The 15,019-nt window shown below is 72.7% G+C and carries 13 protein-coding genes; 8 read left to right on the top strand and 5 right to left on the bottom strand.

Annotated elements, in window-relative coordinates:
- Positions 1 to 108: 108 nt before the first annotated feature.
- Positions 109 to 585, top strand: a complete 477-nt coding sequence (locus ACWD4A_RS13540; protein WP_451193267.1) for an ATP-binding protein — start codon at positions 109 to 111, stop codon at positions 583 to 585.
- A 300-nt stretch (positions 586 to 885) separates the two neighbouring features.
- Here ACWD4A_RS13540 and ACWD4A_RS13535 read toward each other — a convergent pair whose 3' ends face one another.
- Complete coding sequence (locus tag ACWD4A_RS13535) at positions 886 to 1,812, bottom strand: cyclase family protein (protein ID WP_451193265.1); 927 nt, start codon at positions 1,810 to 1,812, stop codon at positions 886 to 888.
- A gap of 98 nt (positions 1,813 to 1,910) precedes the next feature.
- Between ACWD4A_RS13535 and ACWD4A_RS13530 the strand changes: the two genes are divergently transcribed.
- The 4 genes from ACWD4A_RS13530 to ACWD4A_RS13515 all read left to right on the top strand — a co-directional run bounded on the left by ACWD4A_RS13530 (position 1,911) and on the right by ACWD4A_RS13515 (position 6,690).
- Complete coding sequence (locus ACWD4A_RS13530) at positions 1,911 to 2,822, top strand: SDR family NAD(P)-dependent oxidoreductase (protein ID WP_451193262.1); 912 nt, start codon at positions 1,911 to 1,913, stop codon at positions 2,820 to 2,822.
- Between the two features lie 107 nt (positions 2,823 to 2,929).
- Positions 2,930 to 4,090, top strand: a complete 1,161-nt coding sequence (locus tag ACWD4A_RS13525) for an acyl-CoA dehydrogenase family protein (protein WP_451193260.1) — start codon at positions 2,930 to 2,932, stop codon at positions 4,088 to 4,090.
- Positions 4,087 to 5,550, top strand: a complete 1,464-nt coding sequence (locus ACWD4A_RS13520; RefSeq protein ID WP_451193259.1) for an aldehyde dehydrogenase family protein — start codon at positions 4,087 to 4,089, stop codon at positions 5,548 to 5,550. The genes ACWD4A_RS13525 and ACWD4A_RS13520 overlap by 4 nt, the downstream gene beginning before the upstream one ends.
- A gap of 69 nt (positions 5,551 to 5,619) precedes the next feature.
- Complete coding sequence (locus tag ACWD4A_RS13515; RefSeq protein WP_451193257.1) at positions 5,620 to 6,690, top strand: alcohol dehydrogenase catalytic domain-containing protein; 1,071 nt, start codon at positions 5,620 to 5,622, stop codon at positions 6,688 to 6,690.
- Between the two features lie 13 nt (positions 6,691 to 6,703).
- On the opposite strand, the gene ACWD4A_RS13510 is transcribed toward ACWD4A_RS13515, so the two are convergent.
- The gene (locus ACWD4A_RS13510; protein ID WP_451193254.1) at positions 6,704 to 7,726 is read right to left on the bottom strand and encodes a GlxA family transcriptional regulator; all 1,023 of its coding nucleotides are present in this window, start codon (positions 7,724 to 7,726) and stop codon (positions 6,704 to 6,706) included.
- 195 nt (positions 7,727 to 7,921) lie between these two features.
- On the opposite strand from ACWD4A_RS13510, the gene ACWD4A_RS13505 reads away from it, so the two are divergent.
- Entirely contained in the window at positions 7,922 to 9,220 is a 1,299-nt protein-coding gene (locus tag ACWD4A_RS13505) for an MFS transporter (protein WP_451193253.1), read from the top strand.
- A 334-nt stretch (positions 9,221 to 9,554) separates the two neighbouring features.
- Positions 9,555 to 10,562, top strand: coding sequence for a hypothetical protein (locus tag ACWD4A_RS13500; RefSeq protein WP_451193252.1), 1,008 nt, complete (start codon positions 9,555 to 9,557; stop codon positions 10,560 to 10,562).
- A gap of 67 nt (positions 10,563 to 10,629) precedes the next feature.
- On the opposite strand, the gene ACWD4A_RS13495 is transcribed toward ACWD4A_RS13500, so the two are convergent.
- Genes ACWD4A_RS13495 through ACWD4A_RS13485 form a run of 3 tightly spaced genes read right to left on the bottom strand, consistent with a single transcriptional unit; the run spans position 10,630 to position 14,459 of the window.
- Positions 10,630 to 11,289, bottom strand: a complete 660-nt coding sequence (locus ACWD4A_RS13495; protein WP_451193250.1) for a flavin reductase family protein — start codon at positions 11,287 to 11,289, stop codon at positions 10,630 to 10,632.
- A 49-nt stretch (positions 11,290 to 11,338) separates the two neighbouring features.
- Positions 11,339 to 12,190: an enoyl-CoA hydratase/isomerase family protein gene (locus ACWD4A_RS13490; protein ID WP_451193249.1), complete on the bottom strand. Its 852-nt coding sequence runs from the start codon at positions 12,188 to 12,190 to the stop codon at positions 11,339 to 11,341.
- Positions 12,191 to 12,227: 37 nt separating this feature from the next.
- Complete coding sequence (locus ACWD4A_RS13485; protein ID WP_451193248.1) at positions 12,228 to 14,459, bottom strand: acetate--CoA ligase family protein; 2,232 nt, start codon at positions 14,457 to 14,459, stop codon at positions 12,228 to 12,230.
- A gap of 140 nt (positions 14,460 to 14,599) precedes the next feature.
- Between ACWD4A_RS13485 and ACWD4A_RS13480 the strand changes: the two genes are divergently transcribed.
- Positions 14,600 to 15,013 (top strand): Zn-ribbon domain-containing OB-fold protein, encoded by a 414-nt coding sequence (locus tag ACWD4A_RS13480; RefSeq protein ID WP_451193364.1) that lies wholly within the window; start codon positions 14,600 to 14,602, stop codon positions 15,011 to 15,013.
- The last annotated feature ends 6 nt before the right edge of the window (positions 15,014 to 15,019 follow it).

Here is a 15,019-nt window from a genome sequence, read left to right as displayed (position 1 = left end):
CTTGTTGAGGTGACTGAGCGTCAACCATGCTGTCTCGGAATGGAGTCACGTTGCGTGACCCCTCGGAGACGCGAGGCGTTGTGTCCGCCGGTTCGGATGGTGTGAGCGGTGCAGGTGCTTCAGATGCAGATGGAGGTCCGGGCGGATCCCGCGGAGGTGGGACGGGCCCGCAGGTGGGCGAGGTCGCGACTCGCCGGTTCCGGAATAGGCGTCGACGAGCCCCTGGCGGAGACGCTGATCCTGCTGATCTCGGAGCTGGTCACCAACGCCGTGGTGCACACCGGCTGTCCGGCCGTCCTGCGCATGCTGTTCCCGGACGTCGGCGACTCCTCCGGCGCGACCGGGGTCTGCTCGGGCACCGTCCGGGTCGAGGTCGCCGACATCAGCGCCCGTCCCCCGCGCCCCCGCCGCGCGGAGGGCGACGACACCGGCGGCAGGGGCCTGGAGCTGGTGGACGGTCTGGCGGACCGCTGGGGCTGGCAGCCCGAGGGCGCGGGGAAGCGCATCTGGTGTGAGGTCGACCGTGGGCGGGCATCATGGGTCGGCGCTTTCGAGTCACCACGCGCCGTCACAAATCGGGCTTAGTCGACAAAGTCCAGACCAGGTGTTGACGTGAAGTGTCCACGTGATCACCCTTGGACGCAGCGATTCGTTGCGAGGGGACGTCGAGAAGCCCATTCGTACGGGGCTGTCTTGGCGAGTACGGGTCGCGGTCCGGCGCGCGCAGGGCTGAAGCGCCGGAGCCGGCGGCGGCGTGCGGTGCCGTGCTCGGGGTGCGCATCGACGCGCCGCCGCCCGCCCGACTTCCTGTGGTGACCTCGCTCCTGGTGGCCTCGCTCCATGGGCCCCGGCGGCCCCGGAGCCGCCCGTCCGGGGCGTCGGCCGTCAGAGCACCGCGACCGGTGCGACCGGAGCCCCCGCTCCGCCCGTGAAGGGTTCCGGGGTGGCGGTGAGCAGGAAGGTGTAGCGGCCTTCCTCCGCGCACGCGGTCGACAACTCCTCCAGATTCCAGTTCTGGCCCTGCGGCATCCCCATCTCGACGAGGTCGAGGGCGTGCACCGGGAGCCACAGATCGGCGATCTCCGGCGGGAAGATCTCGAAGGTCAGCGTGTCATTGGCGACCGCGGCGACATCGCGGGCGCGGAACCACTCGGGTGTGCGGAACGACAGTCCGGGGGACGGGAATCCGTACGCCTGCCTGTCGCCCGCCAGATACAGCTGGATCTGCCCGGTCCGCACCAGCGCGATGTCCCCCGGCCGGACGTCGACCCCGGCCAGCTCCTCCGCGGCGGCCAGGTCCTCCGGGCCGACGACGTGGTCGGCGTCGAGCCGCTCGACGCCATGGGCTCGGGCGACATCGAGCAGCACCCCCCGCGAGACGATGTGCCGGGCCTTCTCGATGCCGTGGTACGCCGCGCCTCCGTGCGCGGTGATCGAGCTCGCCGGGCGGCCGTTGTAGATCCTGCCGCCGTGCGAGACATGGGCGAGCCCGTCCCAGTGGGTGCCCGCCTGGAGGCCCAGGGTCACGATGTCGTCGCTGGTGGCGATGGTGTCCGGGCCGAACATCTCCATGTTGATCGCGACCATGGTGTGCAGGGGGTTGACCCTGCCGGGGATCACCCCGGTCTGGATCCCCTCCTGCCGCAGTGGCACCGCCAGGGGGACGCGGCGCCCCGTCCGTACCGCCCCGGCCGCGTCGCGCACGACCGCGTCCGTGATCAGGTTGAGGGTCCCTATCTCGTCGCCCTCGCCCCAGCGGCCCCAGTTGTTAACGCGTTTGGCCGCGTCGTAGAACTCCGGCGGCAGTGCCATTGGGTCCCTCCCTGGATCCGGGCCGCGACGGGTCTTGTGCCCACGCCCGCTCTGCTCAAAAATCTAACGGCCCGTCAGAAATGGGGAAGGGGTGCCGCATGGGTGACTTCTTGACCGGCAAGGTGATCGCCGTCACCGGGGCCGGGCGTGGCATCGGCCGGGCCGTCGCCCTGGCCTGCGCGGCCGAAGGGGCGAGCGTCGTCGTCAACGACTACGGCGTGTCCGTCGACGGGAGCGAACCGGCGAGCGAGGTCGCCGAGGCGGTGGTCAAGGAGATCGAGGCGGCGGGCGGCCGGGCGACGGCCCTCGCGGACGACGTGTCGACCATGGCGGGCGGCGCGCGGATCGTCGACACCGCGCTGGCCCGGTACGGACGGCTCGACGGGGCCGTGTGCGTCGCCGGCATCCTCCGGGAGCGCATGCTGTTCAACATGACCGAGGAGGAGTGGGACCCGGTCGTCGCCACCCATCTCAAAGGGACCTTCACCGTCTTCCGCGCCGCCGCCGCGGTCATGCGCCGCCAGGGGTACGGCACCCTCATCGGCTTCACCAGCGGCAGCCATCAGGGCAGCGTCTCCCAGGCCAACTACTCCGCCGCCAAGGGGGGCGTCATCTCGCTCGTCCGCAGTGCCGCCCTGGGCCTGCGCAAATACGGGGTCACCGCCAACTGCGTCGCCCCGGTGGCCCGTACGCGGATGTCCGCCAAGGTCCCGGGGGAACTGGCCGAGATCGGCGACCCCGAGGACGTGGCGGCCATGGTGGTCTACCTCCTCGGCGACCGGGCCCGAGAACAGGACATCACCGGGCAGGTCTACACCGTCGCAGGACCCAAGATCGCGGTATGGGCCCAGCCCCGCGAGCTCCGCGCCGCCTACGCGGACGGCGCCTGGACCCCCGAGAAGATCGCCGAATTCCTCCCGGGCACCATCGGCGCCGACCCCATGCCCCTGCTCGCCGCACCGCGAACAGCACCCCGCACCACCGCGGCCGAGGACCGCGACCGCTCCTGACCACGGCTCGGGCCGGCCGCCGCCGACCCGGGCCGACACCCCGACAAGAGCTGCCACGCGCCGATTCCGTACCGAGCGGGCGCGGACCGGCACGGTGAGGAGAGGGCGTGGACTTCGCATTCGGACCGGAGGACGAGACGTTCCGGGAGGAGGCACGCGGCTGGCTCGCCGAACACCTCGCCACCGGAGCGCCCCCCGCACGCCGGACCTGGGAACGCGAACTCGGCGCCGCGGGCTGGATCGGCCTCGGCTGGGACACCTCCCACGGCACCTACGGCAACCGCACCGCCTCCCTGGCCGGGCAGGTCGTCTGGGCGGAGGAGTACGCCCGTGCCCAAGCGCCCGCCCGCGTCGGGCACATAGGCGAGAACCTCCTCGCCCCCACCCTCCTCGCGCACGGCGACACCGCCCAGCGCGGCAGGTTCCTCCCTGCCATCGCCCGGGGCGAGGAACTCTGGTGCCAGGGCTACAGCGAACCCGGCGCGGGCTCGGACCTAGCCGCCGTCCGCACCTCCGCCGTGCTCACCGACGGCGGCGGCATCTACCGGGTCAACGGGCAGAAGACCTGGACCTCCTGCGCCAGGGAGGCCGACTGGTGCTTCGCGCTGGTCCGCACCACCGAAGGATCGCACCGGCACCACGGGCTCTCCCTGCTGCTCCTGCCGATGGACCAGCCCGGCCGGATCGAGGTCCGGCCCATCCGGGACATGTCGGGGACCGCCGACTTCAACGAGGTCTTCTTCGACGGCGCCGAGGCCCGTGCCGAGCATCTCGTCGGCGGTGAGGGCAACGGCTGGCGGGTCGCCCTGGACCTTCTCGGCAGGGAACGCGGCGTGGCCACCCTCGCCCAGCAGATCGGCTTCGCCGCCGAACTCGCGGGTGTCATCCGCCTCGCCCGGGAAACGGGAGCCGCAGCGGAGCCGGTCACCCGTGACCGGCTCGTACGGCACTGGGCCCAGTTGCAGGCCATGCGCTGGAACGCCCTGCGCACCCTGGGGACAGTCGACGATCCCGGGGCCCCGAGCGTCGCCAAGCTCCTGTGGGGCCGTTGGCACCAAGGGCTCGGCGAACTGGCCATGCAGGTCCGCGGCCCGGCCGCCACCCTCGGGCCGGACGACTGGGACGGTCTGCGACCCTATGAACTCGACGCCCTGCAACGCCTGTTCCTCTTCTCCCGAGCCGACACCATCTACGGCGGATCGGACGAGATCCAGCGCACCACCATCGCCGAGCGCGTCCTCGGCCTGCCGAAGGAGCCGCGTCCATGACGTCGTACGGGCTGTGGATCGACGGCTCCTGGCACACGCCGGAAAAAGGGCACTATGCAGTTGTCAATCCGGCGACCGAGAAGGTCGTCGGGGAGGCCCCGGAGGCGACTCCCGCCGAAGTCGCCCACGCCGTGACCTCCGCGCGGGCCGCTCAGGACGGCTGGTCCCGGACACCACCGCGCGAGCGCGCGGCCGTGCTGGACCGGATCGCGGATCTCATCGATGGACACGGAGAAGAGCTGCTGCCCCTCCTCCAGGCGGAGACGGGCGCGACGATGCGCGTCACCGCCGGTCTGCAACTGCCCGTAGCGGTCGAGCGGTTCCGGCGCTACGCGCGGGGAGCGGTCGAGCCGGCCGTCGTCCCGCTCGCTCCCCGCTCGGTCGGGGGTACCCCGCTCGCCCCCGGTGCCCTGCTGGGCGCCGTCGCGGTCCGGCGCCCCGTGGGCGTCGTCGGCTGCATCACCTCCTACAACTTCCCGGTCGTCAATCTCGCGGGCAAGGTCGCCCCCGCCCTGGCCATGGGGAACGCGGTCGTCGTCAAACCGGCGCCGCAGGACCCGCTCTGCTGTCTCGCGCTGGGCCCGCTCCTCCGGGAGGCCGGCCTCCCGGACGGCGTCTTCAACGTCGTCACGGGCTCGCGCCCCGCCACCGGCGAAGCGCTCGTGTCGCACCCCGGCGTCGACATGATCAGCTTCACCGGGTCCACCGCTGTCGGAAAGAGGATCGCCGAGGCCGCGGGGAGGTCGATGAAGCGCACCCTGATGGAGCTGGGCGGCAAGGGCGCGGCCATCGTCCTGGGGGATGCCGACGAAAAGGTGCTCAAGTCGGCGATCGGGGCGGTCGGTTCGGTCTGGTCGTTCCACAGCGGACAGATCTGCACGGCGCCGACCCGGGTGCTCGTCCATCGATCGCTGTACGAGAAGGTCGTCGCCGGTCTCCAACACTACGCGCGGACGCTGACGATCGGGGACCCTGTGGATAACTCCACGGTCGTGGGCCCGTTGATCTCCGCCGCGCAGCGCGACCGCGTCGAGGAGTACATCTCCGGGGCCCGTGCGGAAGGCGCCCGCATCGCCGTCGGCGGCCGCCGCCCCGATCTCGAACCCGGCTTCTACGTCGCGCCCACCCTCGTCACCGACGTCACCCCCGGCATGACCGTCGCCCGGGAAGAGCTGTTCGGCCCCGTCGTCGCGGCCCTCCCCTTCGAGGACGACGACGAGGCCGTGCACATCGCCAACAGCACCTCGTACGGCCTCCACGACTACGTCTTCGGCGCCGACACCGGCCGGGCATGGCGCCTCGCCGCCCGCCTGCGCTGCGGCAACGTCGGCATCAACACGGTCCAGCGGCACCCCGAGACACCGTTCGGCGGCTTCAAGGAGAGCGGCGTCGGCCGTGACGGCGGCTCCTTCGGGCTGCACGCGTACAGCGAACTCCAGTCCGTCGTCTGGGCCTCCTGAGACGGTGCCTCCTGAGACGGTCGCACCACCCGCCCGTACGTCCCGATCCGCCGAGAGGACGGACCAGCCATGAGAGGTGTCATCTTCGACGGCGAGCGTCCCCAGGTCGTCGACGACCTCGAAGTACGGCGACCTGGTCCCGGCGAGGTGCTGGTCGCGATCGCCGCGGCGGGCCTCTGCCACAGCGACCTGTCCGTCGTCGACGGCACCATCCCCTTCCCCGTTCCGGCCGTCCTCGGACACGAGGGCGCGGGCGTGGTGGAGGAGGTCGGGCCCGGGGTCGCCCACGTCGCGCCCGGCGACCACGTCGCGCTCTCCACCCTCGCCAACTGCGGGACCTGCGGCGACTGCGACCGCGGCCGCCCCGCCATGTGCCGCAAGGCGATCGGCAGGCCCGGCAGGCCCTTCTTCCGGCGCGGCACCGGCCTCTACCAGTTCGCGGCCAGCTCCGCCCTGGCCGAACGCACGGTCGTGAAGGCCGTCCAGGCGGTCAGGGTCCCCGTCGACATGCCGCTGACCTCCGCCGCCGTCATCGGCTGCGCGGTGCTGACCGGCGTCGGCGCGGTCCTCAACCGGGCCCGGGTCCGGCAGGGCGAATCGGTCGTCGTCATCGGCGCGGGCGGCGTCGGCCTCAACGTCCTCCAGGGCGCCCGCATCGCCGGGGCCTCCGTCGTCGTCGCCGTCGACACCAACCCGGCGAAGGAGCCCCTGGCGCGGCAGTTCGGGGCGACCCACTTCGTCGACGCCTCCTCGCCCGCCGGGACCCCGGCCGCCGTGCGCGCGGTCCTCCCGCGCGGCACCGACCACGCCTTCGAGTGCGCCGGGAACCCCCGCCTCATCCGGCTGGCGATCGACCTCCTCGACCGCCGCGGCCAGGCCGTCCTGCTCGGGGTGCCGCCCGCCGCCGCGGAGGCCGCCTTCCTCGTCTCGTCCCTCTACCTGGACAAGTCGATACTCGGCTGCCGCTACGGCTCGTCCCGCCCTCAGCGTGACATCGCCCTCTACGCGCGGCTGTACGGGGAAGGACGGCTCCTGCTCGACGAACTGGTCACCACCGTCCACCCGGTCGAGGACTTCGACAAGGCCGCCGCCGACACGCTCCACGGACGCGTCGCCCGGACCGTGCTGACCTTCACCTGACCGCCCGCGCGGATCACCGGCGGGAGTCCGCCGGTGCCGCCCTGAACGTCCGCCGGTATGCGGTCGGCGAGACGCCCAGCGCCGCCTGGAGGTGCTGCCGCATGGACGCGGCCGTGCCGAACCCGGCGTCCCGCGCCACCTGGTCCACGGACAGGTCGCTGTCCTCCAGCAGGTGCCGCGCCCGCTCCACCCGCTGCTGGGTCAGCCACTGGCCGGGGCTGATGCCGACCTCCTCGCGGAACCGGCGCGTGAAGGTCCGTACGCTCATCGCCTCCTGCTCGGCCATGTCCCGCAGCTGGATCGGCTCGTGCAGCCGGCCCAGCGCCCAGGCGCGCGCCGTCGTGGTCGTCGCGAACTGCGGTTCCGGCACGGGCCGGTGGATGTACTGCGCCTGACCGCCGTCGCGGTGCGGCGGCACCACGCTGCGCCGGGCCACGTCGTTGGCCACGGCACTCCCGTGGTCGCGGCGCACGATGTGCAGGCACAGGTCGATCCCGGAGGCCACCCCCGCCGAGGTCAGCAGATCGCCGTCGTCGACGAACAGGACGTCGGCGTCCACCCGGACCGACGGGAACAGCCGCTGGAAGTGGTCCGTGCTGCTCCAGTGGGTGGTGGCCGGGCGCCCGTCGAGCAGTCCGGCGGCCGCCAGGACGAACGAACCGGTGCAGATCGACACCAGGCGCGTGCCGGGGCGTATGTGCGCCAGCGCGGCCGCCTGGGCGGCTTCGAGCCTGCCCTCGATGTAGGGGAGGCCCCGCTCGTACGAGGCGGGCACGACGACCGTGTCGGCCTCCGCGAGCGCCTCCGGACCGCGCTCCACGGTGATGGCGAAGTCGGCGTCCGTCTGCACCAGGCCCGGTGCGAGCGCGCACGTCACCACCTCGTACAGGGGCTCGCCGTCGGCCGTCCGGGCCTTGCCGAAGATCCGGTAGGGGATGGACAGCTCGAACGGGATGACGCCCGCGAGGGCGAGGACGACGATCCGGTGCGGCCGTCCTTCCGCGCGTCCGGCCCCGCTGTTCTCCGGCCCGTCCATCCGTCCTCCCACACGCTCCCGGCCGTCTCCGGCTCCGTCACCGACAAGTCTGCGGCCCGGCACTGACAATCGCGGGCCCGTCGCCGACAAGGCTGCCGCAGACCCGTGCCCCTCCGGACCGTCGTGGCCTGATCCTGACGAATGCTGTCCTTCGGGCCGCTCGTTCGCGGTCCGGGCGCTCCTGATCCTGATGGAGTGACCCAGACAACCCCTCGTCCCGTACGGCCGGCGCGCACCGGACGCGGCCCCCGTGTCCACCGCGCCTGGTTCGTCGCCGTCGTCACCTTCGTGACGATCATCGGGGCGGCAGGATTCGCCTCCCTGCCCGGCCTGCTGATCGAACCGCTGCACCAGGAGTTCGGCTGGTCGCGCGGCACCGTCGGGTTCGCCGCCTCCGTGAACCTCGCCCTCTACGGGCTCACGGCACCCTTCGCGGCGGCCCTCATGGACCGGTTCGGCATCCGCAGGGTCGTCGTCTGTGCCCTGACGGTGATCGCGGCGGGCGCGGGACTGACCGTCTTCATGACGGAGGCCTGGCAGCTCGTCCTCTGCTGGGGCGTGCTCGTCGGCCTCGGCAGCGGGTCGATGGCCCTGGCCTTCGCGGCGACCGTCACCAACAGGTGGTTCGTCGCCCGGCGCGGCCTGGTCACCGGCATCCTCACCGCGGCGGGCGCCTCCGGGCAGCTGATCTTCCTGCCGTTGCTCTCCTGGATCGTCGAACACCACGACTGGCGGCCCGCGGCGCTGATCGTGGCGGCGGCCGCGCTCGCCGTCGTCCCGTTCGTCTGGCTGCTGCTGCGCGACCACCCGGCGGACGTCGGCCTCGCGGCGTACGGGGCGCGGGAGTACGTTCCGAAGCCGCCGCCCGTGACCGGTGCGGGCCGGCGGGCGGTGCGGGCCCTGTCGGACGCGGCCCGCACCGGACCGTTCTGGCTGCTCGCGGGCACCTTCGCGATCTGCGGCGCGTCCACGAACGGACTGGTCAAGACCCACTTCGTGCCCGCCGCCCACGATCACGGCATGCCGGTCACCGCGGCCGCCGGGCTGCTCGCCGTGGTCGGGGTCTTCGACGTCGCCGGAACGATCGCCTCCGGCTGGTTCACCGACCGCTTCGAGGCGCGCAGGCTGCTCGCCGTCTACTACGGGCTGCGCGGAGTCTCCCTGATGTTCCTGCCGATGCTGATGGCACCGTCGGTCCACCCGCCGATGATCCTCTTCATCGTCTTCTACGGCCTCGACTGGGTCGCCACCGTGCCGCCCACCATCGCCCTGTGCCGTGAGCACTACGGCGACGACAGTGCGATCGTCTTCGGCTGGGTGCTCGCCTCCCATCAGCTGGGCGCGGCCCTGGTCGCCTTCCTGGGCGGCGTGGCCCGCGACGCCCTCGGCTCGTACGACCTCGTCTGGTACGCCTCCGGCGCGCTGTGCGCGATGGCCGCGCTGATGGCACTGGTCATCCGCAGGCGCCCCGCGCGGACCGTGGCGGTCGCCTGAGCGGTGCCCCTGGGGCCGTATGCGATCCCCCTGTGATCCCCACTGCGATCGAGGTACGGGGTCTTGCGCCGGTCACGGCCCCGATGTGTTGTTGGCTCGTGTCTGCCGACGCCTCCCACCCTCCCGCGGCGTGCGGTCGCACCGGCCCTCATTCAGTCCAAGACGGGGCATTCGGTAAGAATGGCCCACCGGGCGATCGGCGCCGCTGTCGCCGTGTGCCCGGCCTCCTTGTCGGCGGAGTCGCCGGACCGGTGGACCGCTCACGGGTCCCGGTCCGCGCGCGGAAGCAACCTCCCGGCCTCTGGGGGAATCATTCTTGGAGAGAGGGGCGGTAATGACACAGCAGGCCGAACCGGATGCCATGCCGGCCGAGGCGGAGGCGGACGCCACGCCCGAGGAGTCCGAGCGGACACCGAAGCGCGTGATGCACGCGGACGGCTTCGGCGCGGCGTTCTGCGCGTCGATGGCCGGGCTGTTCGCGGAAGCGGTGATCGGCGGGACGATCGCCGTCCTCGTGATGCTCGCGCGTGAGCACGACGGGCTGCCGCACAACGTGGTCGCGATCATCGGCGTGGTCCTGGGGATCGCGTTCTTCGCCGTCCTGGTCAGCGGCTTCGTCACGGGCGTGGCGGTGATGCCCGCCCTGGCGCTCGCACGGCGCGTGGCACGGCGTACGGGGCGCCCCGAGCGCCTGCGCTGGCTCCTGGCCGCCGTGCCGGTGGTGGCCGCGGCCGTGGTGGCCGCCTTCGGCGGCGTGGCGGCGCTCGGCAGCCTCGCGTTCGCGCCCGCCCTGTCGTACGTGCTGTGGTGGGGCTCCCTCACGGTCGGCCTGCTGCCCGCCGCTCTGCTCGCGGCCGTCGCGGGCCGCCGGATCCGCGCGGGCCGCACCACGGGGCTGGTCCGCAGGATCGCGCGCGACGGCGCGCTCGCGTGGCTCGCGGTCGGTGTCCTGGGTGCGGGCGTGTACGGCACCGGCCTGGTGAAGGTGTACGAGCCGCCGCGGCTGCACAGGTCGGATCTGGCGGGCACCTGGACCGACGGCCACGGTGGCACGGTCAAGCTCGACGAGGACGGCCGCGCTGTCGCCCAGGGACTCGACAACTACGTGTGGGACGAGACGGGCAAGGACAGATCGACGGACTGCGACGGCACGGGGTCCTGGAAGGCGCTCAAGGAGAGCGGCCGGATCGAGGGCGTGAACCTCAGGATCAAGACATGTTCGCTTGCCCGTAGTTGGGATGTCGGCGGTACGCAGAAGAAGCCGCGGATCTACCACGAGATCGGCAAGCCGGGCTCCGGCAAGCGGTACGTGCTGACGAAGGTCGTCGGGCACAAGAAATAGGCCGGGGCGTCGGCTCCCTCTCAGGCGTGTGACTCCTGTCGCTCCCCAGGGGATCGACGTCCCGGCCTCAGGGACTGAATGTCCCGAACGCGCCCCTGTGGAAGAGCAGGGGCCGTGCCGCCTCGCGTTCGTCCGTCCCGAGCGCCTCGACGCGTCCGACGACGATCAGGTGGTCCCCGCCCGTGTGCACGGCGTGGACCGCGCAGTCGACCCAGGCCGGTACGCCGGACAGGAGCGGCGACCCGGTCGCGGGCGACGGTCCGTGCCGTACGCCCGTGAACTTGTCGGCGGTCCGGGAACCGCTGACCGCGAAGGCCCGGCAGAGCTCCTCCTGGCCCGCGCCGAGGACGTTGACGCAGAAGACCCCCGCGCGGGCGATGCGCGGCCATGTGGCGGACGTGCGGGCCACCATGAAGACGACCAGGGGCGGGTCGAGGGAGAGCGAGGCGAAGGACTGGCAGGAGAAGCCCGCGGGCGGCTCCCCGTCCCGGCCCGGCGCGGTGACGACGGTGACCCCGCTGGCGAAGGCGCCGAGCACGCGCCGGAACTCCTCCAGGCTCGGCGGAATCCGCTCGTCCGCCCGTTCGTCCGTCCATTCGTCCGCCCGTACGGCGCGCAGCGCGGGGCGCGGCGCGGGCCCGACGGGCCGCGGTGGTGCGGAGGTCGGCGCTCCGGCCGACCGCAGGTAGCGCACGGCGGCTTCCGCCATGCCCGCGTGTCCCATCATGGGTCCATTGAATCTGACGGAGTGTCAGTCAGGAAGGGTGTGGCACGGGCTAACGGCCCCGGAATTCCGGGGCGCGGCGGTCCACGAAGCTCGCGATGCCCTCCCGGGCGTCCGCCGTCGTCATGTTGATCTCCTGCGCGGCGGCCTCGGCGGCGAAGGCCGTCGCGCGGTCGGTGTCGAGCGAGGCGTTGACCAGCTGCTTGGTCAGGGCGAGCGCGCGGGTCGGCCCGGCCGCCAGCCGCTCCGCCCAGTTCCGGGCCGTGTCCGCGAGTTCGGCGTCGGCCACCACCCGGTTCACCAGCCCCAGGCGTTCCGCGTCGGCGGCGCCGAGGGCGTCGCCGAAGAACATCAGCTCCTTCGCGCGCCGCGGTCCGACGAGCCGGGGCAGCAGATAGGCGCCGCCGCCGTCGGGGACCAGGCCGCGGCGCGCGAACACCTCGACGAACCGGGCCGATTCGGCCGCCAGGACGAGATCGCAGGCCAGCGCGAGATGGGCGCCGAGCCCGGCGGCGACGCCGTTCACGGCGGCGAGCACGGGCTTCTCGCAGTCCAGTACGGCGCCGATCAGCCGTTGCGCGCCGCGCCGGAGCGTGCGCGCGACATCGCCGGTCACGGCCCCGGCCGGCTGGTGCGAGGGGGCCGCGCGCAGATCGGCCCCGGAGCAGAACGCCCTGCCGGACGCGGTGACGACGACGGCCCGCACGGCCGGGTCGGCGGAGGCTTGGACGAACCGTGAGATCAACTGTTCCCGCAGGTCAGGAGTGATGGCGTGGAGGGCCTGTGGGCGGTTGAGGGTGATCCACGAGACACCGTTGTCAGTGGCGTGGAGTATCACTTGGTCGTGGGGGCCGGAGGGCTCGACGGGCTCGTCGGCGGACGCTTCACGGGGGGAGACGGACATGGCGGTACTCCTGGTTCTCCGGGCTGCCGCGCGCGGCTCAGCGGCAGAAGGCCAGCGCGTCCAGGGCCACGGCGCCCTGGCCGCGGTCCAGCACCACGAGGGGGTTGATGTCCAACTCGGCGAGCTCGTCGCCCAGTTCCAGGGCCATGCGCTGGACGCGCAGGACGGTCTCCACGAGCGCGTCCACGTCGGCGGGCGGCGCCCCCCGGACGCCGTCCAGGAGGGCGTTGCCGCGCAGTTCGCGCAGCATCGCGCGGGCGCGGTCCTCGCCGAACGGGGGGACGCCCACGGCGGTGTCGCGCAGCACCTCCACCAGTACGCCCCCCAGGCCCACCGTCACGGTCGGGCCGAAGAGCGGGTCGGGCGAGATCCCGACCGCCATCTCCACACCGTGACCGACGAGTTGGCAGACGAGCACGCCGTCCAGGGGCAGCCCCTCGTACCGCGCGATGTCGGTCAGCTCGCGGTACGCGTCCCGGGCCTGGCTGGCCGAGGTCAGACCGATCTTGACCAGGCCGAGCTCCGTCTTGTGGGCGAGCTGGGGGCCGGACGCCTTCATCACGACGGGATAGCCGACCAGTCCGGCCGCCCGTACGGCCGCGGCGGCGCTGGTCACCAGCTGTTCCCGGGGGACGCGGATGCCGTACGCGCGCAGGAGCTGCTTCGCCGCGTGCTCGCTGAGCTGCTCGCCCGGCCGCAGGAGGGCCCGCGCCTTGCGGGCGGAGGGGGACGGGGCGCGGGGCGCGTCCTCGAAGGGGGAGCGGTAGGAGGCGACGAAGCGGTGGTGGTCGAGATAGGCGCGGACGGCGGTGACGCAGTTGGCGAAGGTGCGGAAGGTGGCCACGCGCGAGGAGCCGAGGAGCGTGCCGCGATAGGCGTCCTCGGTGCCGACGGGGGAGCCCCAGACCACGCAGACGAGTTTGTCCGTCTCCTCGGCGGCCGCCACGAGGTCCCGTACGAGGATGTCGCTCAGGGGCGGGAAGGGGCCGGGGATCGGGCAGACGAGGACGCCGACGGAGGGGTCGGCGAGAACGGCTTCGATAATCTTGCGGCCGCGCCGGTCGCCGACCGGGTGGCCGCCGCTGTCGACGGGGTTCGCGACGGTCAGGTAGTCCGGTATCCACTGGTGGAGTTCGCGCTGTTTCGCGGCTGGAAGGGCGGGGAGGTCGAGACCGGCCGCGGCGGCCAGGTCCGCGAAATGGGCACCCGTGCCGCCGGAGATCGAATACACGGCGACGCCGGTGGCCACCGGCGGGCGGGCGCGGGCGAGCAGGGCCGAGGTGTCCTGGAGCTCGTCCAGGCCGTTGACGCGGATCACGCCGAACTGCCGCATGGCCGCGTCCACCACGTCGTCGGCGCCGGTCAGCTTGCCGGTGTGGGAGGCGGCGGTACGGGCGCCCGCGTCCGTGCGGCCGACCTTGACGGTGACCACGGGCACCTTGTGCCGGGCCGCCCGGTCCGCGGCCAGCAGGAAGGAGCGGCCGTCCTTGAAGCCCTCCACATACGCGGCGATGGCCCCGACCTCCGGCCGGGTGGCGAAGTACGAGATGAAGTCCGCGCACTCCAGGTCGGCCTCGTTGCCGGTCGGGGCCCAGTGCGAGAGCCGGATGCCCAGTTGCTGGAGGGAGAAGAGAGGACGGCCCTGGTGGCCTGACTGGGTGATCAGCGCGATGGCCGGGCCGTCGAGGTCGTCGCGGAACTCCTCGAAGGCGTTGAGGTTGGTGTTCGGGCCGAGGAGCCGGACGCCCGCCCGCCGGGCCGCGGCGGCGAGCCCGGCCTGGGCGGCCGCGCCCTCCGGGCCGGACTCGGCGAAGCCGGAGGCGAACGCGACGGCGAACGCCGCTTTGCGGTCCGCCGTGGCATCGGCGAGCTGCTCGATGACGGGAAGGGGGTCGGCCACGAGGAGGACGGCGAGATCGACGCGCTCGGGGAGTTCGGCGACGGAGCGGTGACAGGGGCGGCCGAAGACGTCGGCGCGGGTGGGGTGCACGGGGTGGAGGCGGGCGCCGACGCGCTCGGACCAGGCGACGAGCTGCCGGGTGATCCCGGTGTTGGGGCGGCCGTCGGTGTCCGAGGCGCCGACGACGGCCACGCTCTCGGGCCGGAAGAACCGGTCGAGGTCGGGCACGTCCGAGTGCAGCGGGCGGCCGCTGACGTCCAGGTCCTCGGCGGTGCTGCCGTGGACGGCGGGCCTCCGGCGTTCGCCGCAGGCCGCCACGCGGGCCGGGCGGGAGGTGGTGGTGAGGGTGCCGTGAGTCGATCCAAGCATCGTTCTCGTCCACTCCTGCTCAAGGGCCGACGGACTGACGTACGGCCAGGCTACCGATCTGACGTGACGTCAGGAAAGATGTGAGGGCACCGGGAAAGGCGGCAAATGATCTGTGATGCAAGGGGGTTGGCGCATTGGATATGCGGGCGCGCTTCGACATTCCGGAGACCGACGCCTTCACCCGTCCCTACTGGGAGGCCGCCGCACAGGGGAGGCTGCTGATACGCCGCTGCCGCGCCGGGGGATGCGGAAGGGCGCACCACTATCCACGGGAGATCTGCCCACGCTGCTGGAGCGAGGACGTCGTCTGGGAGGAGGCGAGCGGCCGCGCCACGCTCTACACCTGGTCCGTCGTCCATGTGAACGACCTTCCACCGTTCGACGGGCGACCGCCCTGCACGGCCGCCGTCGTGGACCTCGCGGAAGGGCCACGCATGACGACCGAGGTGGTCGACTGCCCCGAGAGCCTGCTGCGGATCGGCATGGACCTCCGGGTGACGTTCCGCGCGGTGGCCGAAACCCCACTGGAGGTACCGGTCTTCCGCCCCTGTTGAATGCCG

It is taken from the genome of Streptomyces sp. NPDC002537, assembly GCF_053594975.1.
The sequence above is the reverse complement of the archived record's forward strand: the minus strand, read 5'-3'. Positions and strand labels throughout refer to the sequence as shown.